The sequence below is a fragment of the Chryseolinea sp. H1M3-3 genome, from assembly GCF_029360725.1.
Taxonomy (GTDB): domain Bacteria; phylum Bacteroidota; class Bacteroidia; order Cytophagales; family Cyclobacteriaceae; genus Chryseolinea.
Genome location: NZ_JARKMY010000014.1, coordinates 58,993 through 81,795, shown reverse-complemented (window position 1 = coordinate 81,795; position 22,803 = coordinate 58,993). Strand labels below are relative to the sequence as shown.

Sequence of the window (22,803 nt, the reverse complement as noted above, 5' to 3'; positions counted from 1 at the left end):
AAACCACTTGCTCTGTGAAAAACATGTATAACTACTACGGTAGGATGAACATCAAACTTCTTTTTGTTCTTATGATATTCTTGGGAACTTCATGCGCTCAAAGAAATTTAGTTTATTTCAGCGACTTACCTACAGGATCAGCACATGAAGCACCGATCAAGAATTATGTACAACCAACAATTCAACCGGATGATATTTTAAGTATTACGGTAAGCAGTTTGAATCCAGAGTCCAATGTCCTTTTTAATAATGTTATCCTGCCGGCTACTGCGAATAACGGCAACGTTATAGCAGCTACGAAAGTAAGTGAAGGTTATTTGGTTGATAAGACCGGATATATCAATTTCCCAGTCATTGGAAAAGTAATGCTTGCTGGTTTAACTAAAGAGCAGGCGACCGATAAATTGACTTCGGAAATAAAAACCCATGTTAAAAATCCCATTGTGAATGTTAGATTCTTAAATTTTAAAATCACAGTTATTGGTGAAGTTAACGCACCGTCTACCTTCACAGTTGAGACTGAAAAAATTAATGTTTTAGAGGCGTTAGGCTTAGCGGGCGATATGACTGCATTTGGAAAGCGTGAAAATGTTTTAATCATTCGAGAACAACAAGGTGTGCGCCGCGCTACCAGGATTAATTTAAATAACAAGGACGTGCTCAACTCACCATTTTTCTACTTACAGCAAAATGATATTGTTTATGTTGAGCCATCGAACCGTGAAAAAGCAGCAGAAATAAATCCAAATAATCGATATATCCCGATATGGGCATCGATTATTTCAACATTGGGTTTTGTAATAGTTACGATTTATTATAACAGGTAGAAATTATGGACAAGAGAGAAAAGGATTCCGCGGAATATGTTGATGCCATTCAGGTGGTTAAAAATTATTCACGCCGTTGGTATTTATTCCTCCTCGGATTGATATTGAGCTTAGGCCTCGCATTTGTGTATTTATATTTTGCGCCGCCCAAGTATCGCGTCAGCAGCAGCATACTTTTGAAAAATGAAGAAAATCAGAATACACTGAGGAACTCTGATCCAACCGATGTAACGCTTTTTAATACAAAGCAGAATATCGATAACGAACTCGAGGTTTTAAATGCGAAAAGCTTACTGCATCGTGTATTTTCGGAGCTTTCGCTCTCTGTAACTTACCATATTGAGGAAGGATTCAAAACCAAAGAAATCTATGGTGCCGAACTTCCGTTGAAATTGAGTATTACCAAATTGCACCCTACTGCATACGGTCGTTCCATTACGATCACCAGGAAAACCAGTACCATGTTTACAATACAGGAGGAAGGTCAGAAACCTGTAAGTCATAAGTATGGTGAAGAAATCAGTATGCCTTATGGTCTCTTTACTGTAATAGCTGCACCGCTGGATTCGGCAGCGAAAAGACGTACAGCACAACCCATTATTGTAAAGTTTCATGATATCGTTAAGCTCGCTAATGATTATAGTGAAGGACTGACAATTGAAGCAGTGAATAAGAGGGCCAGTGTAATCAGACTAAGTGTAATTGAAGCTGTTCCCGAGAAGGGCAGGGATATTATAAACAAATTATTAGAAGTTTATAGCAAGGAAGCCTTAGAAGATAGAAACCGGCTTGCCAACACAACCATTCAGTTTATCGATGAACGATTAAAATATCTTACAGATGAATTGACAAATGTTGAAAAGGATGTGGAAGCATTCAAACGTGACAACCTGGTAACTAACGTAACGTCTGACACCGATGAATATTTGAAACAGGCATCTACGTATAATCAGCAGCTTGCTGAGTTGAACAATCAGATAGATGTTCTTGAATCACTTGAGAAATATTTACAGGAGCGGGGTGGCAAGTATGAAGTTGTGCCAAGTACCCTAAGTATAAGTGAGCCGACATTAGAAACGTTGATTTCTAAATTTAATGAACTTCAATTGGAACGTGAACGGATGTTGCGTACGGCACTGCCAAGCAATCCACTGGTTCAGGATCTTAACGATCAGCTTGCATCACTACACTTGAGCATCCTTGAAAACCTTCACACCATTAAGCAAGGCTTAATGATCAGCCGGAGGAATATGCAATCAACGTCAGGCAAATTCCGGACTCAAATCAGTAAGGTACCTACTATTGAACGAGAGCTTTTGGAAATCAATAGACAACAGGGAACAAAAGGAAATCTTTATCTCTATTTGTTAGAAAAGCGTGAACAGGCTGCATTGGCCCTTGAAGCAACCGTCGCTAAGTCTCGTATGATCGATCCTGCGTTAGTAGAAGATAAACCCGTCAGTCCTAAAAAGTCATTGGTGTATTTGTTCGCAATAATCGTTGGTCTCGGTTTGCCTTTTTCGGGGATATACATCCAAAACGCACTGAACAACAAAATTCGATCAAAACGCGAAGTACAACGGCTTACCCGTACGCCGATTTTGGGAGAAATTTCGCGCAACTCATCCGGTAATAGCCTGGTGATAACTAAAGATAGTACCTCGCCTTTGGCAGAGCTTTTCCGCCTTATTCGTTCAAATCTTTATTTTGCAACGGCAGGGCAGGAGAACAAAGTTCTGATGATTACGTCAAGCATGCCCGGAGAAGGAAAAACATTTTTCTCAATCAACTTGGCTGCAAGCCTTGCATTGATTGGAAAATCAGTAGTGGTTCTTGAACTTGATTTAAGAAGACCTACAATGGCAAAACAGCTTGGATTGAAACCAGGATTGGGTATTACAAATTACCTGATTGGTAAAGAAAAGTATGGGCTTGAAGATATCATTAAACAACATAAATCTGTTCGTGGTATGTTCATTGCTCTATCAGGTTCAATCCCTCCAAATCCTTCGGAGTTAATGACCTCAAAAAATTTGGCTAACTTCATCACGGAGCTTAGAGAAAAATTTGATTATATCATTATTGATACTCCTCCTGTTGGAAAAGTGGCCGATGCATTCAGTCTCAACTCCGTCGTGGACTCTGTAATTTATATCCTGAGATATAACCATACCACTAGGGCAAACATTGAGCTAATAGATGACATTTATGTTAATAAAAAATTCCCTCATCCTATGATCGTCCTTAATGACTCCAAAGAAGCAAGCGGGTATGGATACAAGAGTCATGAAATTGAAAAGGAACAGATTAGCCTCGTTAATCTTTAGTTAGACGCTGAAGAGTAGTAAAGGCAATGAAGTGAATTAATATGAGGTATATATGTCCACAGCTGCGCGTTTGATTTCCGGGAGTGCAGCTTCGTGGGCACAGATTGCTGCAACAGTCGCTGCTCAGATTGTGCTGGTGCCGGTATACCTCAATTATTGGAGTGTCAAAACGTATGGTATTTGGCTTGCTATTCAGGGAATAATGAGCGCACTCTCTATGCTGGATCTCGGTCATCAAAATTATATGGGCTTCGAATTTCTGCGACTCGGCAGTAAAAATATACTGGATTTGAGCAAAGCGCTTTGGTCAGCTATTGTGGTGTCAGTTCTGATTAGCGTTGGACAAATATTGTTGATCGTGTTATTCTTTTTTACAGGGATCATGACTTTTCTGCTCGGCGAATCCGGCACAAATGATATCGACCTAATCAATGCAGCAGGAATAGTATTGATTTTGCAAGGTATTTCATGGCTTGTCGTCATGTCTTTTTCAGGATTGATTGTAAGAGGTTTAGCAGTCTTTGGATATTATCCCAGAATGGCTTGGTGGGGATTTGTTTATACCATCATCACAACCTTAGCACCGCTCATCGCGGTTGTGATGGGAGGCGATCTTCTTATGGCAGGTATCGCCTTGACGTTGGGGGCTTTTTTATACGCCTTGATTTTCTTTGTCGACTTGTACAAACTGCTGAAGAAGGTAAGAATAATACTTGTCAAGCCTTCCGTGGCCTTAGGGATTTCTAATTTCCGAAAGTCCACGCCTTTGCTGGGTAAAGCCTTATTTGAGAACGTAAGACAACAAGGCGTACGTCTGGTGCTCGCGCCTTTAGCAGGGGCAACTGGATTAGCTGCATTTTCAACAATGCGGACGGGAGCGAACATGGCATTGCAAGGATTGAACACTATTGTTAATCCGATGCTTCCGGATCTGATGAGATTCCTGCATGACCGGGATCAGGCGCGCAGTGAAGCCGCTTTTGCAACGGTATGGATAGTTGTAGTAGCATGTATTGCACCTGGTGTAGTTCTTCTTCAAATAGTTATTGAGCCCTTATTTTTGTTCTGGACCCAAGGGAAAATTACATTTGATCCGTTGCTGTTTGCGTTGCTCTCCCTTGGTGTTCTGGTATACGCCGTAGTGCAGCCCGCCGTGGCCGTGGTGATTGGAAATAACTTAACAAAGATACAGCTATGGCTGTCTGCCTTTGCCGCTTTAACCGTCCTTGTCCTGCTGGCTATACTGGTTCCGGTCATTGGTATTATCGGCGCCGCTATTGCATTATTGGCAGCTGAGGTCGTTGCTGCCGTAGGTTATAAATTTATAGCTGAACGTTGGCTAAGGGAAAATAATCTAAGGTGGCCAAAACGACCATTTTATATTGCCTTGCTGTCTGTTGTAATTGCTGCAGCCGGTCTGGTGTGCATCATTTTACTTCCGCACTTGAAATGGGTTACACTTTCGATAACGTTGGTTCTCTGTTTTATCAACCTCTGGAAATATTGGCAGGTCTTACCGACGGTTGCCATTCAGAGTGCTAAAAACATCGTTAATAGGGTACCCGGTATCAAACGATTGGTATTTTTGTTAGATGTTAAATGGCTTTTAGTATAGGGTAAGTTGTTTAGTAACAGGAACCTATTTAGTAACAAACGATATTGAATAACTAATGGAATAGAACAGTAGTGAGCCTTTAAAAATTTTAATATATATGTCTGTAGTGCCCGCAATTTCAATTCTAACCCCTGTATGGAATGGACTCCCTTACATCAAAGAAACTGTTGAGTCAGTCTTAGCACAGGATTTTCAAGACTGGGAAATGATCGTTGGCGACAATGCGTCTACTGACGGAACCTCCGAATTTCTTCAATCTTTGAACGATCCGAGAATCAAAGTATACCGCCATGAGAAAAATTTGGGCGTTTATAGAAATATCTATTTCTTATTTAATAAGGCACGTGCACCTTTGTTTGTTGGGTTGTGTGCGGACGATTATTTCTATCCTGGATCTTTAACCAAAATAATGAATGAATGGAAGGGTGCCGGCGCTGATGTTGGCTTGATATCATTCAATTGGAAAAAGCGACAGTTAAAGCACGACAAATTAACAACGTTCTCTTACGAAGTCTTGCCCAAAACATTTAAAGGCATTGATTCAACTTTTGCGTTCTTTTTATTTGGAAACATTCCCGGAAATTTTTCAGAGGTGTCCGGGAAAACATCGTTGGTAGCAGGACAGCATTTTCTATATGATATTAAGTTCTCCGCAGATTACGAATTCTGGCTGCGGCTTACTCAGAAAGAAAATATTTACCTGAGTACGTTGCAGGCGATTTATATCCGCAGGCACGACCGCGTTGCCGCTACGTATGCTATCACAAAGGGGGAGTATCATGAAGAATCCGTAGGTGTATATGAGAAAATCATAGATGAGTTGTCAAAGCACTGTGATCGTAAGACGCTAATTGCATTTTATAACACGCAAGTTTGTTCCTATCATTTACGCGATGCAATTAAATCTGCATTTTATGGCCGATTAACAGCACTTAAACTATTCTTTCGACTGCAATCACCAATTTTCTGGCGAATGCAATTTATGCGATGTTTGCCTTATGCATTATCACAAGAGCTACGATATGTGGTGGCCTCAAGACTGGCAACAAAAATTCTAAAAAAGTCAAAACTGCTAACATCCGATAAAGTGGAAAACATTGAATATATCAGTTCGGCAAAATTGAAACCCGCACATGAACAGGTCAGGGACTAGAGCAGTTGTTATTTTCTTGTTCATCGGAATTCTTTTTATAGTGGTTGAGATAGTTTTAAGAAATGTATGGGGATTTGGAGAGATGTTACTTTTTCAGGAGGATCGGGATTTTGAATACATCGCAAAACCGAATCAGCATGTTGTTCGGTTCGGAAATGATAATATTTATAATGAATATTCGATGCGAAGTCTTCCCCTTACGGAGCAGGATAAATGTATTGTGTTGGGCTTTGGTGATTCGGTTCTTAATGGCGGAACTTTAACGGATCAGGATAGTCTGGCCACAACCATCGTTGAAAAATCTTTGAGAGAAAGTTATAGTGGTGCAAGATTTCTTAACGTGAGTGCTGCCAGTTGGGGCCCTGATAATTGCGCAGCTTATTTAAACAGGTACGGTTCGTTCAACGCAAAGATGATTCTGCTTTTTGTAAGCAGCCATGACGCGTACGACAATATGACTCACGAAAAAACGGTTGGTGTTCATAAGTCGTATCCTGAGAAACAATATCCTTTGGCATTGTTAGAATTGATGAGCCGTTATGTTATGCCCCGAATTATGAATGCGATTGGCTCTGGAGATAATGCGAATGAATTGATGATTAACAAGGATGGTACAGAGTTTAATCCTGGTTTTGAGTTTTTTAAAACTTATAGTGAAGCTAACAACATCCCGTTACTCGTTTGCCTCCACGCCGAGCGCAAAGAAGTAGAGCAGGGAAAATTTAATTCGAAGGGTGAAGCGATTTTGTCATTCTGCGCGAAGAACAATATCAAAGTCATTACCGGAATCGACGTTGCTGAAAAGCTGAGTGATTTCCGGGATGACATTCACATAAATGAAACGGGGCAGAGACGCTGGGCAAAAGTGTTATCAAAAGAGATTGAGGATATAGTCTCTTGCCAGTGAAGCGCAACTGTTTAATATTTTATTTGTTTTATTACAATGGAAGCAATGAGCCAACTGAATGAAGATTTACATGTGAGTATTCGAAAGAAAGAAACGTCTTTTCTTTCACAAATTGTACGGCTCTCGTGGATTGTATTGTCACTTTCCATTGTATATCAATTAATATTCTTTTCAAGTCTTACAAATATCATCGCCATGGCGGCAGTGCTGTTTGCCTGGCTGCTAACGACAAAAATTTGGCTTCAGGCGAACATGTTGCAAACGTATCTCTTATCAACGTTTATGATTTTAGGGTTCACTGCTTCTCAGTTTTATTTTCCCCTGTTGTTTACTACGATTGAAAATAAGCCGCTGATCCATAATCTGGAAATGCCCGAAGAAGTATTTCTTCACTCAACCCTATGCCTGATGGTTTTAGTGCTAGCGCACGCAGCCTATCGTTTTTTAATGAAGGCTACACCTGACCGACCATTTTCCATACTTGAGAAGGCGGGCTTTTTTCAGCCCCCCGCAAACTTACAGGTGTGGCTTATGGGGTTGCTGGGCATGGCTTCATCATTCTATGTTCATTTAGCAAATCCGGAGGTTGGCCAGGGTGCTACGGGCGATCCGGCTGCAAAATTCTTACAAGCGCTCGCCTTATTCATGTATGCGCCTTTTTTTATTCCGCTAGGCAAATTGTATGGAAGTAATGAAAAACCAAGTAAAGCCTTTCCGCTGTTAATACTTGGTTACGCCGTGCTACTTTTTATTTTGAGTATTGCGCAGAATAGCAGAGGTACATTTATTTTCGGTTTAACAACACCTGCCTTTGCATATGTAATTGGTCTATTATTAGGGGTGTTCAAGACCAAGTTATTTACGTTCAGGAATTTTGCAGTCGCCGGAGTCCTCTTTTGGTTGTTGACCGGCCCCTTCACAGATTTGGGAACAGCCATGCTTATTGTGAGGGATCAAAGAAATGATGTTTCTCCAACAGAACTTTTAAGTCTTACAATTGAAGCTTTAGATGATAAAAAGGCAATTGAGGCAAGAAAAAATGATGATAGAAGTGAATCACTCGACTTCGATTGGGATGAGCGATACCTTGATAATATATTCACAGCCCGTTTCGCAAATATTAAATTCAACGACTCCAATCTCATCACATACTCTAAGGTTGGTACACACGACCCGGATATGCAGGAATTTTCAGTCGATCAGTTATTAGCAGCGCTTCCAAGTCCCGTGCTCGACATGTTTAATTTTGATGTAGACAAAGAGACACTTCATGCGCTTTCCTTTGGGGACTACTTATACGTCCTCTCCGGAGGCTATGGAACACCAACGGGTTGGCGTGTCGGCCATGTTGCCGGAACTGGTATGGCAACATTTGGCTGGTGGTATTTGCTTTGTCTGGGACTTGTTGTGATGCCAATATTTTACTTAAATGATAAATTCTTTCGCCCTAGAAAAGATGGCATATCAGCCGTATCCCAAGCTCCGGAAGATCGATTTAAATTCAGCCTTTGCGGCGCATTAGCGTTAACCTCCTTTTATCAATTCTTACTTTTCGAAACAGTCGTTCAGGGAGTTATCTATCTCATGCGCGGGTGGATACAGATCGTGGTGTTATACTTCGTGATGTTCCACGTCACGCGTCTCGTTAGTATCTTCTTTGTTCGCCGAAAACGACAGATCGGTTTTAGCATTAATTAACCTGGTATTGAAATTTCTCCCCGTCATGTTTTCGAATTCCGTAGATCAAATTCAACCCAAACTGAAGGTATAGAGGTCGTATGCGTATTATTTTGATTGGAAATTATTCTCATGACAAGCAGGAAAGTATGCAACGATTTGCAGAAATGCTCAACCGCGGAATATTAAATGCGGGTTACAAAGCGGAGATCTGGAAACCTGACATTATCGTGGGAGCCTTAACTGATAAAACGACTGGAGGCATAGCCAAGTGGTTGGGTTATATTGATAAGTACATAATTTTCCCTCTTGTGTTGATGTGGCGCCTGCGTGACAAGAAATTGAAGAAAGCAAGTACGAGATTTCATGTCTGCGACCATTCCAATTCACCATATCTAAAATTTTTACCTAAAGACAGGACCGGTATTACATGTCATGACGTATTGGCCATACGTGGCGCTATGGGCTATCAGGATGCTTATTGTGAGGCTTCGATCACAGGCAAAATTCTTCAACGCTGGATTCTACGTAACTTAACAAAGTCAAGATTGCTGGCTGCCGCTTCACGGCTCACACTGTCGCAATTAGAAAATCTTTCTTCACATCAAGACGCTAAAAAAGATTGGCGCGTAATTCATCTTGGATTTAATGCCAAGTTCGCTCCACTGGAAATCGAGCAAAGGCTTCCACTCTTGGTGAAAGCAAATGTTAAAACGGATGTACCTTTTATACTCCACGTTGGATCTGATCAGCCCCGAAAAAACAGGAAGATGTTGATGGACATGGTGGCAGAACTTGGGACACAATGGACGGGAAATATATATTATGCGGGCCAAGGAATAGGTGATGACATACGATCTCATGCAAAGGCGTTAGGACTAGGTGAGCGGGTTTTTTCCGTTGTTAATCCGGATCATCAAACATTGCTTGCGCTTTACAGTGCATGCGAGGCTTTTGTGTTTCCTTCGTTTTCGGAGGGATTCGGTTGGCCTCTTATTGAGGCGCAGGCATGCGGTGCACCGGTTATAGCGAGTATGATTGAACCCATGCCCGAGGTAAGCAATGGTACTGCGTTGCACGCAGACCCGACAAAGCCTAAAGAATTTGCTGCAGCATTTTTAAAGTTAAAAGATCAGAATTTTCGAGCAAATGTGATACGGAATGGTTTTGCAAATGCTTCTGAGTACAGCGTTGATCGTATGATTAACAGTTATCTGGCATTGCATGGTTTGATGCCTAACAATTCTTAATGTAAGCATCGTGTAATTATGATTTCAATAATGGCGGGTTTCGAAAAATTGTTCCTAAAGTTAATCAAGATGCATCGTAGCTTGTTTATATCGCCATTGCAAACCTGGAATGCTTCATGAAGATACTGCATGTTAGCCCGAGCATGGATCCAAAACTCGGCGGCGTTTGTCAGGCTGTGCGATTGATTATCTCAGGTCTCTCAACGTTGGGAGTTGAAAACGAAGTGGTAAGCCTCGATGCGTCTGACGCCAAGTTTCTAAAGGAGGATCCATTTCCGGTGCATGGCATCGGAATTGGCCAGGGACCTTGGTCACGTCATCCCCAACTCATTCCCTGGTTAGTTGTTAACTTACCAAGGTTTGATGCAATCGTCGTCCACGGCTTGTGGCTTTATTACGGTTACGCCGTGAGAAAGGCGATAGGAGAGATAACCGGAAAAAAGCCGAAATTATTCGTGATGCCCCACGGAATGCTGGATCCTTATTTTCAACGAGCGGCTGGAAGAAAGCTAAAAGCCCTGCGAAATTTTATTTACTGGAAACTCATTGAAGGAAAACTTATTAACATGGCCGACGGCATTCTGTTTACTTGTGAAGAGGAATGCCGTCTTGCGCGCGAGCCGTTTCGTCCTTACAAGCCAAAACGCGAGTTGGTAGTAGGGCTAGGTTCTGATCAACCTCCTGCATATACGCCGGCGATGGCAAAATCTTTTTCAGAAAAGGTACCGGAACTTGGTGTGGATGCATATATACTTTTTCTTAGTCGCATACACGAAAAAAAGGGTGTGGACCTCCTGATAAAAGCTTACGGTGAGCTGGCTACAAAAAAGGTAAAAGGGACTCCGCAGTTGCCGAAACTCGTAATAGCGGGTCCAGGCCTCGAAAGTAATTATGGCCAGGATATGAAACATTTGGCATACGACACCCTAAGATTAGGTTCGTCGGTATTCTTTCCTGGCATGCTTACCGGTGATGCGAAATGGGGGGCCTTTTATGGCTGCGAGGCATTTGTCCTTCCAAGCCATCAAGAGAATTTTGGTATTGCCGTGGTTGAGGCACTGGCATGTGCTAAACCTGTTCTCATTTCAAATCAAGTGAACATCTGGCGCGAAATTGAATCTGGCGGGGGTGGACTTATCGCAGACGACACGATGGAAGGGACAACGCATATGCTTGAACGTTGGTATAGCATGCCTGACACGGCAAAAAAATCAATGGTTAAGAATGCTAAAGACTGCTTTATCAATTCCTTTGAAAAAGGACCTGCGTCGAGAAGGTTTTTGGAAAAAATCAATAGTTTGTAGACCAGTTTTCATTTAGGTTTAAACGGAAATGCGATACCAAGACTTAAGCTTATTCAAAGTACCGGACTCATTTAGAGGCCGATCAAAAATCACCGTGCAACTTTGGTGGATTGTTCAGGCAACATTATTCAGCTGGTCGCCGCAGTTCTTGTACGGCTGGCGGGCGTTTTTGCTAAGATTGTTTGGTGCTCGCATTGGAAAACATGCCAAGATCAGATCAACGGTCAAAGTCACTTATCCATGGAAAGTCACCATTGGAGATTATACGTGGGTGGGTGATGATTGCATGCTGTACAGCCTTGGAGATATTCGCATAGGCAGTCACGTGGCCATCGCTCACAAAGTTTATTTCAATACGGGGGGACACGAATACGACAAAAAAACGTTTGACATTTTTTTTAAACCCCTGGTGATAGAAGATGAATGTTGGATTACCACGGATGTTTATGTCGCGCCTGGCGTAACAATCGGAAAAGGAACAATTGTAGGCGCACGAAGCAGCGTCTTGAAAGACTTGCCGCCGGGAAAAATTTGTGTTGGAACTCCAGCAACACCCATCAGAGACCGGCCCTCCCAGTCTTAAACTTATGGTCTGTACACATTAAATAATTAAGATTTGATTGAATAATGAGAAGAATTCTTATCACTGGCGGTTCAGGTTTTATAGGCACCAATATGATGGATGCTTTATTGAAGGATGGAAACATAGTTCTGAACCTGGATCGCGACAAACCTTTTAAAGACCAACATCTTTCACATTGGAGGAAGGTTGACATTTTGGATTATCAGAACCTTGAATCTGAAATTTTGAAATTCAATCCTGAGATTGTCCTACACCTCGCCGCGGTTACAGACCTTGACGGAAAAACCGAACAATACTATAGTGCAAATGTAGAAGGCACGCAATATTTGATTGATGTATGCAATAAGTTGCCATTACTAGAAAAGGTGATCTTTACTTCCTCGATGTATGTATGTAAACCAGGATATATCCCCAAAGACTATGATGATTATAAACCTCACACACTGTATGGGGAGAGTAAAGTCAAAGGTGAGCAATTAGTAAAAAAGATAAGTAATTCAAACTACAGCTGGGTGATTGTCAGACCGACTTCGATCTGGGGTCCTTGGTTCAAAATACCTTACATTGATTTCTTTAACATTGTATACCAGGGAAAGTATTTTGATTTCGGCAACACTTGTACAAAGACCTATGGCTTTGTTGAAAATACGGTGTTTCAAATTCAGAGATTGATTGCCTCAGATACTGTTCACGGGAAAACCTTTTACCTTGGTGACATTCCCCCGATTCAAATTTCTGAATGGGCAAATGAGATTTCGGTTGAAATGGGCAAAGGGAACATTAAAAAAATTCCTTTCTTCGTTATGAGAATGGCAGCATGGGGTGGAGATATTTTATCTAAACTTAAAATAAGATTTCCGATTACAAGTTTCAGGTTGTCCAATATGACTACCAATAATATTCTGCCCTTGGATGATATTTATAGAATTACAGGACCTGCTCCAGTGAGCCGCCTAGACGGGGTTAAAAAAACCCTTCAGTGGTTGATTGATTATAAAGGTTATAAAATTAGGACGCCTCGAGGTTAATGCTGCGGCGGTGTACCCCATAAGATCGAATTGATGAAGATTATTGTAACACATCCTACAGGCAATAGAAATGTGAGGGCTGTGCTGAGCAGTTTTGATAAGGCCGGTTTACTCGCGGAATTTAATACAACGGTTCACGTAGATGCCGCATCATCATGGCTAAAAGCATTGCCGTCTGGAGTAAGAAGTGAATTGCTTCGTAGGACATATCCTATTCCTGCCTCCAGAGTTACAACGCGCCCTATATTGGAAGGGCTTAGGTTAGCTTTGCCGAAATTTGGCTTATCGAAATTTACACAAAGTGAAAAAAGCTTTGCAAGTATTGATGCTGTATACCGGGATCTTGATAAAAATGTATCGAAAAGATTATCTTCATTACTTCGTAGACAACCGTTTGACGCTGTTTATGGGTATGAAGACGGTGCTTTCGAAACTTTTAAACGGGCAAAGAACCTTGGGTTAAAATGTATTTACGATTTGCCAATTGCTTATTGGGAAACCAGTCGGAAGCTTTTACTTGAAGAGGCGACACGTAAGCCTTCCTGGGCCATTACACTTGGTGGGGGTATAACCGATTCGGAAGAAAAATTGAATCGAAAAACTCGCGAGTTGGAACTCGCAGATGTTGTTGTGGGGCCTGGAAGTTTTGTTATGAATTCCCTTCCATCATGGGCTAAAAACAAAAAGATTGTGGTGTCACCTTTTGGGTCTCCTGAAGGGCAAGCCAGTAGCCAACGCGAGCGCAAGCCTTCTGCTGAACGACCACTTCGGGTTTTATTCGTTGGAAGCATGGGACAGCGGAAAGGATTAGGAGATCTCTTCGATGCGTTCAAAATGCTGAACAACAAGAATATTGAACTCGTCGTACTTGGTTCTCTGCTGGCTCCGATGGATTTTTACAAAAAAGAATTTTCGAACTTTCAATACGAGGCCAACCGTCCCAACGAACAAGTGCTCGAATTGATGCGGTCATGTGATGTGTTTTGTCTTCCCTCTATTGTCGAGGGACGGGCACTCGTGATGCAGGAAGCCATGAGCCAGGGCCTGCCGATCATCATCACTGAGAACACCGGTGGGTCGGATTTAGTGGAAGAAGGCAAAACAGGTTTTCTTGTACCAATCCGATCTCCTCAAGCCATAGCCGAAAAAATCTCATGGTTCCTGGACAATCGATCTGCCATTCCGCAAATGGGTATCAACGCAAAGCAACATGCTGCAACCTATACGTGGGAGAATTATGGTTCTGTCATTGTAAATAGTTTGACGCAATTCAACAAAGAATAAACATACCCTGCATCGTCGTTGTCTAAAGCATAATCATACCGTTGTTCACATCTGACTACAATCTCAAGCGCTTAAACTTATTCAGTACTTAGCGGGCTCGCTTTGTCAAGGCCTCCTAATATTTCAATTACTATTGAAAAGCCTTCAACGCTTCTTTCGCTCTCGTGTCATTGGGATTTAATTCCAACAACTTATTCCAATAACTCTTTGAAATAGCAGCTTCTTGTTTCAGGAAATGATAATATCCTAAATATGAATAAGCCTCCATCAAATCGTTCTTATTTTTTTCAGGTGTAGGTAACGCTTTCTCAATCAGTGTTTCGTAGAATGGTTTTGCTAACCCCTTTTCACTTTCAGGATCGAGGTTAGATTTTGTTCGGGCAGTCCATAAATATCCTACTGTCATATTGGGTTGAAGTTCAACCAACTTTTGAAAAGTGACTTCCGCCTTATCATATTCTTGATTGAAATAATATGCCCTTCCAAGTGTATAAAGGTCTTGCGATAACGGCTTAGACCTTATCGACATCAACTTTTCATATGATTCAATTGCCTGGGCATATTTTTTAATTTTGAAATACGATTCCGCCTGTAGTTGAAGAAGCTCCGGTTGATTTCCGTCCAGTGAAAGACTTCTTCCGAAAGCAACAATGGCTGTTGAGTCCTGGTTTTGTTTGAGCAAAAGTTTGCCGTAATACGCATAATCGGACGCCTCGATCTCTTCTGTCGCGGCGGATGTAAAATATTGCTCGAATATTTTTCGGCTTTGTTGCAAATCGCCTGCTTCATAAAGTGAGAAAGCATAAAAACGCAGCATCGTTGGGGTAGTGGACCCTTTGTCTATTAAAGCGGAAAAGATTGAATTCGCCTTCGCGAAATCCTTAGCCATGAATAGAAAAAAAGCATAGCGTACTTTTCCTTCGTCAGGTTGGTCTGTAAGGGAAAGATAAGATTCGTACGCCTTAACTGCCTTAGGACCATCTTTCATTTGATAGTACAATTCACCCAGCTCCTTGTAAGCTAACGTGTAGGCTGGGTCAATTTGAATAGCCTTAACAAATGCTTCCTGTGCTCCGGGAAAATTTCGGGAACGCAAATAGACAAGACCAATCTTGTAGTGTGGCCTGGCAGATTTTGAATCCAGCATCGCTGCGTTTTCATAACTTGTTACCGCGAGACCTCCATTATTCTGGGCAAGGTACGCATCACCTAAAAGCAAAAAAGTTTCCGGATCATGATTGTCAATGGCCTTTGCTTTCAATAACACTTCCAAAGCTTTTTCATGGAGCTTTGCGTGCTGCAAATATGCTTCTCCCAGAACTTTTAGAACGGAAGTATTTTTTCCCTTGGAAGGCGATTGTGCCCTGGTGAAATCTATTTCCGCTTTTTGGATGTTGTTTTCAGCAAGGCTGATTGATCCTCGCCCTATGTAATTCAAGGGTTCTTTCTCGTCGAGTTGAATTCCTTTGTCGAAAGACTTTGTTGCTACATCGACGTTTTTATTTTTTAGATGCACCATTCCATGGTGGAACCATACTTGAGCATTAAGTGGATATTTTTCGATTGCCGCATTCAACAATGAAATTGCTTTTTTTTGCTGGTCTACTTCTACCAATCTTTTGGCGTCTTTCAATTCAATATCCTGGCCTGTGGCAAATCGTATGCTTAGTATAAGGCAGCAGAGCAGCACCAAAATCGGGAACCATAGTCTGCTTAGGAGGTCGATTATATTTTTTTTCATTTAATTAATTTTTGACGTTTTGTATTTGTGAATTAAGGTGTCTAATGTGCCGCCATTTGAGACTGCTTCGCATTGACTGTTTCCCTGTTTTAAAAGGGTTCATGATTGACTTCTATAATCCGAATAGGCATCGTGGCCGGAACGAGTCCTGATTTTAAAACAATTCGCTGACCCTTATCGCTGGCCATAAAGGCCATGAAACCGCTAGCCAAGCCTGTTCTTGCCTCGCGACTGACGATCATCACATCACGAAGTAGCGGATATTGTCCTTGAGCCATGTAAGCTTGATAGGGGCGATAAAATGCTGAATCGTTTGCAAGGGCAAGTACTTTAATTGTTTTAAGAAACTCGTTTGCCGTGGAGTCGTCTCGATCACTTATCCAGCTAATATCGATTAGCCCGATTGCCTTTCGGTTTTTAGATACGTAATCGACGACTTCGGCATTCCCATTTACGGCAAAGCAATAATTTGGCAAGGGGCCGACTAGTTTTAACGTATCAGTAAGAAACCGAGTGATGCCTGAGTTAGGCTGATCGAACACAACCGCTTCCGGTGTGACCGACATGGAATTTTTATCGCCCGACAGGAGAGCTTTCAACTTTGCAATCGACAGCAAGCTATCGTTGAATGCCGGGTTACAAATAAGCGCTATCCCTCCAGTTGCCAACTTTAATTGGCTCGGCACGATGGCTTGGCGCAATAAATTTGCTTTCTCGTTTTCACGTAACTTTCTTGTTATGATCGATAATCGCGCGGAGTCATTGAGCAATCTGGTAATTGCTTCACTTTCGCTGGTATATACGACATGGACTTTGGCGTTATGGTATATTCCTTCAAAGGCGCTAATCTCAGCGTCGATCAGGGGCTTAAGCGATTCGTCCACGGTAATAGTAATTGCGCCACTTGTTGGGGTGTCCAACATATTTCCATGTTTGTCTTTATCCCCACATCGCATCAGCAATATGATCCCAAGCGCACCAATTATGATTTGTTTCATACTTGTCTGAAATATTTTTGGTACAGCCGGTAAGACCTAAATAAACCATACCCTGTTAACGCTATGCCTATTGGCACCACATAAGGTTTGGGTATGTTGAAAAGTGTACCGGGCTGTAAGAGCACCGTAACACCTGCAACCATGTAAATAAGGGCCATGGCGAATCCGAGGTATTTTAAAATCACTTCGAATGTTTTCATACTGCCAGCTTAAACTTTATCGGCAGCACAAAGCGGCATCGTACGGGTTTTCCATTTTGTTTGCCTGGTTTCCATGGTGGCATAAGTTGTACCACACGAATAGCTTCCTTATCGCATTCTGCACTGATTCCTTTTATTACCTGTGGATCACTGATATTCCCTTCGCGGTCAATGACGAAACTTACGAAGACCGATCCTTCAACGCCCATTCGTCTTGCGGCTGCCGGATACTTCATATTTTTCGCGAGAAATTTTACCATCGCTTCGAATCCTCCTGGAAATTCAGCTTGTTGTTCTACAATGGTGAAGATTACATCTTCATCGCCTTTCTCCTTTAACACTTCTTCAACAGGTTCATCAAAAACAATATCTCCATTACCCTCCATCGTTTCGGCGCCTGTATCATTTTGTTTGATCTCTTCAATGGTAGGCATTTCCTCTTCTTCAACAATTTCCTTCTCGGTGACTTTGGGTGGAAGAAACTTGATGATTGTTTTAACAGGCGGGGGTACATCGAGCTTCGGCGGCGGCGGTGTGTTTTTATCAATCGGAGGTGGAGGCGCCAATTCATTGTACTTGATTTGTTTCAATTCAACTTCCCCAGCATCAGTGTTATCCTTAAAGAATTCGGAGATGACAGGAAAAGCCAAAACAAATGCAATTATTGTCACTGCGATCGCCACTGCAATCACGATATTTCTTCTGTACGTATTCCGGAGGTAATATGCACCATATGCCTTATTCCGGTTTTCAAAGACAATGTCTTCCCATGTAGATGAATCCAATTCTTTTGTTTTCATAAATTTGATTCTTTGATGAGTTCCTTATCCACAGCGGTGATATCCACCAAAGCATACCGTGCGATATTACTAATGTTCATTTCATCCAGTATATCGACTACGTTTTTGTACTTCGATTCATCAGCCGGTTTTATGAGCACGACCATATCTTTAATCTGGCCATTTTCGCGTAATAGAATTTTACGTACACCATCATTAGAGAAGTTCGTTACGTTTACCTTCGGGTCTGTAATACCGAGGTACCAGTATATCTTGTCATTTTCTCCCAGAACAAGCGTGAGCACACGTTTTTCATTAACCATAGGTTGTTGATCTTCTTGTTTAGGCTTCTCAGGCATGGTAATCTCCATGGTCTGAGGTTTATTCAATGTGGTAGTCATTACAAAAAAAGTTAGTAAAAGGAATGCTAAGTCTACCATTGGCGTCATGTCGATCCGGGTAGATGTTTTTTTACTCCTTACTTTACCATTTTTGCCGCCACCTTGACTGCTTATCTCTGCCATTTCAATAGTATTTTTGTGGTGATAATCACGTTGCTTATCATGAGCCCTTTTCCATGTTGGTGATGAGATTAAAGCGATTTACCTTTTTGTCGATGAGCGTGGTTAGCACACTTTTTATCGCAGGGTAATAGGCATCTCGATCTCCCTTAATGGCTATACGCACTTTAGGATTTGTGATCCTGGAATAAATTACCCAGTCAGCGAGTTCATTGTTTAACGAGTCGCACGGAATTCCCGGTTGTTTGGTCATTTTTCTTGCCTCAGGTTCGAGGTTCAAAAATTGTTTAAGGTTTCCAACAGGAACTCCAAGACTTGAAAGCAGTGAAAATGCATGTACTTCTTGTGGTGTAAATTCAACCCCATACTTTTCGCCCATCTTGGTCAGTAATTCTTCCCGGTTGTATTTCCCATCCATATTGAAAAACACGATACCTTCTTTCGATACCGAAATAGTAAGGATGTCTGTATCGGGAAGTTTTATCTCTGACACTGACGTTGGCATATCGACAGCCAGTGGTTCTTCCGGGGCAAATTTTGTGGTAAGCATAAAAAATGTTACCAGCAGAAAGGCCAGGTCGACCATAGGCGTCATATCAATAGAAGTCGAGCTTCTGTTTACTTTTACTTTTCCCATAACCTCATACTAAATTAATTTTTGGAATGGGCGGTAAAATTCTGAATGATGCTATAGCTTGCTTCGTCTATTCCATACGTTAGCGCATCAATTTTACTTGTAAAGTAGTTGTATAGAATGATAGCAATTGCAGATGTGCCAATGCCCAGCGCTGTATTGATCAGGGCCTCGGAAATGCCGTTTGCTAATGCAACTGCATCGGGTGCCCCTGCCGTTGCGAGGGCGGCGAAGGCTTTAATCATACCCAATACCGTTCCTAATAATCCCAACAGTGTGGCAATGGATGCAATCGTGGCAATTATGACCAGGTTTTTTTCGAGCATTGGCATCTCTAGTTGTGTAGTCTCTTCAATGTCTTTTTGAATCAAGAGCACCTTCTTGTCCGATTCAATGCCGTTGTGTTTTGAGAGTTCACCGTATTTCGTAAGTCCGGCCTTGACGACATTTGCTACCGATCCTTTTTGCTGGTCGCATTCGGTTATGGCTTGGCTTACATTGTTCGTGGAAAGGAGTGTTCTGATTTTTTGTATGAAATTTTTAATGTTTCCTTTTCCCTTGGCTTTGCTAATGGTAAGTATGCGCTCTATACCAAACGTTAGAACCATCATTAGAAGTGAAATCAGAATAGGAACTATAAATCCACCTTTGTACACAATGCCCAGGTAGTTTCCAGGAAGCGGATGATTTGCCGGATCATTTCCTTGAAAGTTGTCTGGATTCCCCAGGACAAAAAGATAGATGACGATCGCGAGCAGCAATTCGATCGGTATGACTACAGCTGCAAATACAGATTTTAAATTATCAGATAATGACGTTGAAGTTTTCATATTGAAATGATTATTAAAGATTTATAAGAAAATGATATTTCGTCCGGATGAGAAATCATCCGTAATTGTCTGCAGGCAATATTGAAATGTTAATATCGCCTGAAAGTCACATCACTATTAAATAAACCTTTAAATGACAAGTCTCCGGTGGGCAATGTGTATCGATGGGCACCATTTCGGCGAAAGGGATAAGCGATAAGGAGAAAGAACAAACCACGTTTGTGTTAATGTTAAAAAATGCGTGATGTCGTAATCGAAGATTGAGGATCGCAAAAGCTTTTCGCCTTGCAAGGTATATAATTGTATGTTTTGGATAGATTCACTATTGGCAAACTGATGGGAAAAACAGAAGTCATTTGAAGAGATCGACAGTTCTTTCACGGTTCGCCACGACATACTTTTATGTTGAATTCCCATTCTCTCTGAAAGGAAATAACTTGAAAGCATGGCGACTATAAACAGCGCAATTGATAAGCTCGCCATGACCTTTTTAATCATGGTTTTTCTAGTGAAATTCATTACATCAAAAGTTAGTTGCGTATTCGCATTTCCTTCGTAGTGAGACTACCTATAGCTGCATGCTGAGATGCTTTGCTAAATGTTACGAAAAGACTACCAGCACCTTCGGAACGACGGTGCTAATGGCAACTAATCAAGGGGCGCTTGCTGTAATGTGTGTATAGAAAGTATTAGAAAGGAATGGATTGACTGAAAATCCTTCAGCATTGGTGAGTTCAATAGCAGGTAAATCGACCGCGCCAGCGGACGTGTAAAAATCACTCGCTTGAATTTTAGAAACAAAACTTAATAAAATCTCCGAAGAAGAATCCGAATCCCGGAAAGCAATTTGATCGGCGGGAATAGCATTGATAACCAGACCTCTTTTCAAATCACGGTCTGTATGGCAAGTTTTGGAAACAGAGCAGGTGAAGATAAAAAGAAGCATTAATGCTTCAAGCAACAACCCACCAACGCTTCTGATTTTTTTCCTATTGCTGATCATATTTGATCAATGTATCACAAAGGTAAAGCAAAATTTGTCTGAAAATGATTACGACAACAAAAATAATATGTGGAGATATAAAAACGAGTTTTTTAATTCGTTTTTAGCCGTAATTCAGCATAACGTGGATCTTTTGCAAGGCCTTTGAAGACAGGGTATTCTAAAAAATAGTTTACAGGTGCGGTGCGTTTTTTGACACACTGACTGATGTGGTAAAAGACTTTATCCATATTTCCCAGTGCATACCAGATTCCTACAAGGTCACCATCAATTATGGTGTTAGGATCTTCGCGTTGACGGCGTTCTAATTTTTGAATGCATTCCATGGCTTTGTTCTGTTCGCCAATCATCGCATAAGCATATCCTACACCCATCAATCCTTTTAAAGGATGATTTGTCAGTCGGTGGACTTCTTGAAATAACTTCAGCGCTTGCTCCCAATCGCCTTTCATCCCGGTTGCCCAACCTTTTAACTCTATGCCTACCCGCATTTCTGGATTCATCTCAAGCAACACGTCAGCCCGACAAATAGCGTCATCATACTGTTCCGCGAAAATATATGTGTTCCCAAGGAATTGATTCATGATAGGAGAGAGCGGATCAAGTTGTACTGCCTTTTCCATCGTTTTTACGGCATCCTCTTTCTGCCCCATAATAATATAGTAGTATGCCAGCAACTGATAGGCTGTTGTAACGCCTGGGTTTAGTTTAATGGCCCTTTGCAAGGCATTGTAGCACGCTTCCCATTTCCATTCATAAAACAGATACAGGCTTGCTTTCGCAATATATCCCTCGGCAATACTATCGTCTATTTCCAACGCTTTATCGGCATAACGACGTACGATTTCAAATGCTTCGGCCGGAAGCATTTGCCCCATCGATCCCAGCTGACTGTAGGCGCCTGCAGCCATAGCGTACGCCTGCGCATAGTCAGGTGCTAAGGCGATAGCCCTCTCAAAACATTCAATTGCTTTTCGTGTATCGGCAGGCGTGAGTTTATTCCAGTAATGCAAGGCCCTGAGATAGCTTGTGTAAGCGTCTATGTTGTCAGTTGGCGTTTTGACAAGTTGTCCCGAGTGATGGCCCGCGGAAAAGTTTTCCCGAAGCTTATTGGTAATAATCCCACTGATTTCATCTTGTACTTCAAAAATGTCTGTCAGATTTCGGTCATAACTTTCACTCCACAAATGGTAACCATCTGCAGCATTGATTAACTGGGCAGTTATGCGCACCCTGTTACCCACCTTTCTTACACTTCCCTCTAAAACTTTGTCTACGTTGAGTTTGGTAGCGATATCACGGATATCGTCATGCTTACCTTTGAAGGCAAAAACTGAAGTTCGCGACGTGACCTGAAATCCCCCGACTCTTGTTAAAGCGTTTAGCAACTCCTCGGTAATGCCGTCACTGAAATATTCATTTTCAGCGTCAGCGCTCATGTTGACAAAAGGAAGAACTGCCAGTCGGTTCGTGGGCAGCGTTGTCTTTCCGATAACATCGCTGCGATGGGGCACGACAATGCCTTCGTTGGCTATCGCGAATACACGCATCGGACGCTTAACATTTTTTAGTTCAAAAAAGCCCACCTCCCTTGTGTAGATGTCTTGCTGATTTTTTAATTCATCGTACACTTTTTCGGATACAAAGATGCTCCCGGAAACTGCCAAGGATTCGATTCTTGATGCAATGTTTACGCCATCACCATATATCGTTTCTTCTTCTACTGTCACATCACCTGTGTGTATACCTATTCGCAAATCTACCGTTGGCTTCAGCCTGAGTTGTTGTTGTATGTGTATGGCACAGTTCACCGCATCAATTGCACTTTGAAAAATGCTTAATGAACCATCACCGTAATTTTGTAAAATTTTGCCGTTGTATTTTTCCAAGGTGGCGTCGAGAACCTCCTTTAAACGCTTTCGCTTAGACTTTGCAAGGCGCTCATTTTCTTGCATGAGGGCTGTATACCCTGTCATGTCCGCAAAAACGATAGCTACCAGTTGACGCATTGATTTGTAAAACTAACAAGAAAATGAATTTAACGCTGAAAAATGTCCACATGTTGTAGCACAACTTCACAACAATTCCTATGCTGGGAAAAATCCCACATCATGAAAACAAATTGATTGACAACTAATTTGC

The 22,803-nt window shown here is 41.7% G+C and carries 21 protein-coding genes; 11 read left to right on the top strand and 10 right to left on the bottom strand.

The window, feature by feature from the left end; translation table 11 throughout:
* Positions 1–44: 44 nt before the first annotated feature.
* The 11 genes from P2W71_RS21570 to P2W71_RS21520 all read left to right on the top strand — a co-directional run bounded on the left by P2W71_RS21570 (position 45) and on the right by P2W71_RS21520 (position 13,955).
* Entirely contained in the window at positions 45–827 is a 783-nt protein-coding gene (locus P2W71_RS21570) for a polysaccharide biosynthesis/export family protein (protein WP_276373439.1), read from the top strand.
* Between the two features lie 5 nt (positions 828–832).
* On the top strand, positions 833–3,154 hold the full coding sequence (locus P2W71_RS21565; protein WP_276373438.1) for a polysaccharide biosynthesis tyrosine autokinase: 2,322 nt from the start codon (positions 833–835) through the stop codon (positions 3,152–3,154).
* Positions 3,155–3,206: 52 nt separating this feature from the next.
* The gene (locus P2W71_RS21560; RefSeq protein ID WP_276373437.1) at positions 3,207–4,769 is read left to right on the top strand and encodes a polysaccharide biosynthesis C-terminal domain-containing protein; all 1,563 of its coding nucleotides are present in this window, start codon (positions 3,207–3,209) and stop codon (positions 4,767–4,769) included.
* 97 nt (positions 4,770–4,866) lie between these two features.
* Entirely contained in the window at positions 4,867–5,922 is a 1,056-nt protein-coding gene (locus P2W71_RS21555) for a glycosyltransferase family 2 protein (RefSeq protein ID WP_276373435.1), read from the top strand.
* A complete protein-coding gene (locus P2W71_RS21550) occupies positions 5,903–6,829 on the top strand; it encodes a hypothetical protein (RefSeq protein WP_276373434.1) in 927 nt (308 codons plus the stop codon). The genes P2W71_RS21555 and P2W71_RS21550 overlap by 20 nt, the downstream gene beginning before the upstream one ends.
* 45 nt (positions 6,830–6,874) lie before the next feature.
* Complete coding sequence (locus P2W71_RS21545; protein ID WP_276373433.1) at positions 6,875–8,527, top strand: hypothetical protein; 1,653 nt, start codon at positions 6,875–6,877, stop codon at positions 8,525–8,527.
* Between the two features lie 80 nt (positions 8,528–8,607).
* Positions 8,608–9,756, top strand: a complete 1,149-nt coding sequence (locus tag P2W71_RS21540) for a glycosyltransferase (RefSeq protein WP_276373432.1) — start codon at positions 8,608–8,610, stop codon at positions 9,754–9,756.
* A gap of 116 nt (positions 9,757–9,872) precedes the next feature.
* Complete coding sequence (locus P2W71_RS21535) at positions 9,873–11,060, top strand: glycosyltransferase (RefSeq protein WP_276373430.1); 1,188 nt, start codon at positions 9,873–9,875, stop codon at positions 11,058–11,060.
* Between the two features lie 28 nt (positions 11,061–11,088).
* Positions 11,089–11,643, top strand: coding sequence for a putative colanic acid biosynthesis acetyltransferase (locus P2W71_RS21530; RefSeq protein ID WP_276373429.1), 555 nt, complete (start codon positions 11,089–11,091; stop codon positions 11,641–11,643).
* Between the two features lie 44 nt (positions 11,644–11,687).
* A complete protein-coding gene (locus tag P2W71_RS21525) occupies positions 11,688–12,671 on the top strand; it encodes an NAD(P)-dependent oxidoreductase (RefSeq protein ID WP_276373428.1) in 984 nt (327 codons plus the stop codon).
* Positions 12,672–12,704: 33 nt separating this feature from the next.
* Entirely contained in the window at positions 12,705–13,955 is a 1,251-nt protein-coding gene (locus tag P2W71_RS21520) for a glycosyltransferase family 4 protein (RefSeq protein ID WP_276373427.1), read from the top strand.
* 130 nt (positions 13,956–14,085) lie between these two features.
* Here the strand turns inward: P2W71_RS21520 and P2W71_RS21515 are convergent, their stop codons facing one another.
* The 10 genes from P2W71_RS21515 to P2W71_RS21470 form a co-directional block, all read right to left on the bottom strand.
* A complete protein-coding gene (locus tag P2W71_RS21515) occupies positions 14,086–15,696 on the bottom strand; it encodes a tetratricopeptide repeat protein (protein ID WP_276373426.1) in 1,611 nt (536 codons plus the stop codon).
* An 89-nt stretch (positions 15,697–15,785) separates the two neighbouring features.
* The gene (locus P2W71_RS21510) at positions 15,786–16,694 is read right to left on the bottom strand and encodes a substrate-binding domain-containing protein (RefSeq protein ID WP_276373425.1); all 909 of its coding nucleotides are present in this window, start codon (positions 16,692–16,694) and stop codon (positions 15,786–15,788) included.
* Complete coding sequence (locus P2W71_RS21505; protein WP_276373424.1) at positions 16,691–16,894, bottom strand: hypothetical protein; 204 nt, start codon at positions 16,892–16,894, stop codon at positions 16,691–16,693. The genes P2W71_RS21510 and P2W71_RS21505 overlap by 4 nt, the downstream gene beginning before the upstream one ends.
* Positions 16,891–17,694, bottom strand: a complete 804-nt coding sequence (locus tag P2W71_RS21500) for an energy transducer TonB (RefSeq protein WP_276373423.1) — start codon at positions 17,692–17,694, stop codon at positions 16,891–16,893. Before P2W71_RS21500 ends, P2W71_RS21505 begins: the two co-directional genes overlap by 4 nt.
* Entirely contained in the window at positions 17,691–18,197 is a 507-nt protein-coding gene (locus P2W71_RS21495; protein ID WP_276373422.1) for a biopolymer transporter ExbD, read from the bottom strand. Before P2W71_RS21495 ends, P2W71_RS21500 begins: the two co-directional genes overlap by 4 nt.
* 37 nt (positions 18,198–18,234) lie before the next feature.
* Positions 18,235–18,831, bottom strand: coding sequence for a biopolymer transporter ExbD (locus P2W71_RS21490; protein ID WP_276373421.1), 597 nt, complete (start codon positions 18,829–18,831; stop codon positions 18,235–18,237).
* A 14-nt stretch (positions 18,832–18,845) separates the two neighbouring features.
* Positions 18,846–19,658: a MotA/TolQ/ExbB proton channel family protein gene (locus P2W71_RS21485; protein WP_276373420.1), complete on the bottom strand. Its 813-nt coding sequence runs from the start codon at positions 19,656–19,658 to the stop codon at positions 18,846–18,848.
* A 129-nt stretch (positions 19,659–19,787) separates the two neighbouring features.
* Positions 19,788–20,141, bottom strand: coding sequence for a hypothetical protein (locus P2W71_RS21480; RefSeq protein ID WP_276373419.1), 354 nt, complete (start codon positions 20,139–20,141; stop codon positions 19,788–19,790).
* A gap of 169 nt (positions 20,142–20,310) precedes the next feature.
* The gene (locus tag P2W71_RS21475) at positions 20,311–20,661 is read right to left on the bottom strand and encodes a hypothetical protein (RefSeq protein WP_276373417.1); all 351 of its coding nucleotides are present in this window, start codon (positions 20,659–20,661) and stop codon (positions 20,311–20,313) included.
* Between the two features lie 92 nt (positions 20,662–20,753).
* Positions 20,754–22,670: an adenylate/guanylate cyclase domain-containing protein gene (locus tag P2W71_RS21470; protein ID WP_276373416.1), complete on the bottom strand. Its 1,917-nt coding sequence runs from the start codon at positions 22,668–22,670 to the stop codon at positions 20,754–20,756.
* Positions 22,671–22,803: the final 133 nt, after the last annotated feature.

Bases quoted from the DNA above. Each gene is read 5' to 3' on its own strand.
- P2W71_RS21535 (WP_276373430.1), top strand. From the start codon at position 9,873: ATGAAGATACTGCATGTTAGCCCGAGCATGGATCCAAAACTCGGCGGC.
- P2W71_RS21500 (WP_276373423.1), bottom strand. From the start codon at position 17,694: ATGAAAACAAAAGAATTGGATTCATCTACATGGGAAGACATTGTCTTT.
- P2W71_RS21490 (WP_276373421.1), bottom strand. From the start codon at position 18,831: ATGGGAAAAGTAAAAGTAAACAGAAGCTCGACTTCTATTGATATGACG.
- P2W71_RS21565 (WP_276373438.1), top strand. From the start codon at position 833: ATGGACAAGAGAGAAAAGGATTCCGCGGAATATGTTGATGCCATTCAG.
- P2W71_RS21550 (WP_276373434.1), top strand. From the start codon at position 5,903: ATGAACAGGTCAGGGACTAGAGCAGTTGTTATTTTCTTGTTCATCGGA.
- P2W71_RS21570 (WP_276373439.1), top strand. From the start codon at position 45: ATGAACATCAAACTTCTTTTTGTTCTTATGATATTCTTGGGAACTTCA.
- P2W71_RS21505 (WP_276373424.1), bottom strand. From the start codon at position 16,894: ATGAAAACATTCGAAGTGATTTTAAAATACCTCGGATTCGCCATGGCC.
- P2W71_RS21530 (WP_276373429.1), top strand. From the start codon at position 11,089: ATGCGATACCAAGACTTAAGCTTATTCAAAGTACCGGACTCATTTAGA.
- P2W71_RS21540 (WP_276373432.1), top strand. From the start codon at position 8,608: ATGCGTATTATTTTGATTGGAAATTATTCTCATGACAAGCAGGAAAGT.
- P2W71_RS21555 (WP_276373435.1), top strand. From the start codon at position 4,867: ATGTCTGTAGTGCCCGCAATTTCAATTCTAACCCCTGTATGGAATGGA.
- P2W71_RS21545 (WP_276373433.1), top strand. From the start codon at position 6,875: ATGAGCCAACTGAATGAAGATTTACATGTGAGTATTCGAAAGAAAGAA.
- P2W71_RS21480 (WP_276373419.1), bottom strand. From the start codon at position 20,141: ATGGCGAGCTTATCAATTGCGCTGTTTATAGTCGCCATGCTTTCAAGT.
- P2W71_RS21520 (WP_276373427.1), top strand. From the start codon at position 12,705: ATGAAGATTATTGTAACACATCCTACAGGCAATAGAAATGTGAGGGCT.
- P2W71_RS21525 (WP_276373428.1), top strand. From the start codon at position 11,688: ATGAGAAGAATTCTTATCACTGGCGGTTCAGGTTTTATAGGCACCAAT.
- P2W71_RS21495 (WP_276373422.1), bottom strand. From the start codon at position 18,197: ATGGCAGAGATAAGCAGTCAAGGTGGCGGCAAAAATGGTAAAGTAAGG.
- P2W71_RS21475 (WP_276373417.1), bottom strand. From the start codon at position 20,661: ATGATCAGCAATAGGAAAAAAATCAGAAGCGTTGGTGGGTTGTTGCTT.
- P2W71_RS21510 (WP_276373425.1), bottom strand. From the start codon at position 16,694: ATGAAACAAATCATAATTGGTGCGCTTGGGATCATATTGCTGATGCGA.
- P2W71_RS21515 (WP_276373426.1), bottom strand. From the start codon at position 15,696: ATGAAAAAAAATATAATCGACCTCCTAAGCAGACTATGGTTCCCGATT.
- P2W71_RS21560 (WP_276373437.1), top strand. From the start codon at position 3,207: ATGTCCACAGCTGCGCGTTTGATTTCCGGGAGTGCAGCTTCGTGGGCA.
- P2W71_RS21485 (WP_276373420.1), bottom strand. From the start codon at position 19,658: ATGAAAACTTCAACGTCATTATCTGATAATTTAAAATCTGTATTTGCA.
- P2W71_RS21470 (WP_276373416.1), bottom strand. From the start codon at position 22,670: ATGCGTCAACTGGTAGCTATCGTTTTTGCGGACATGACAGGGTATACA.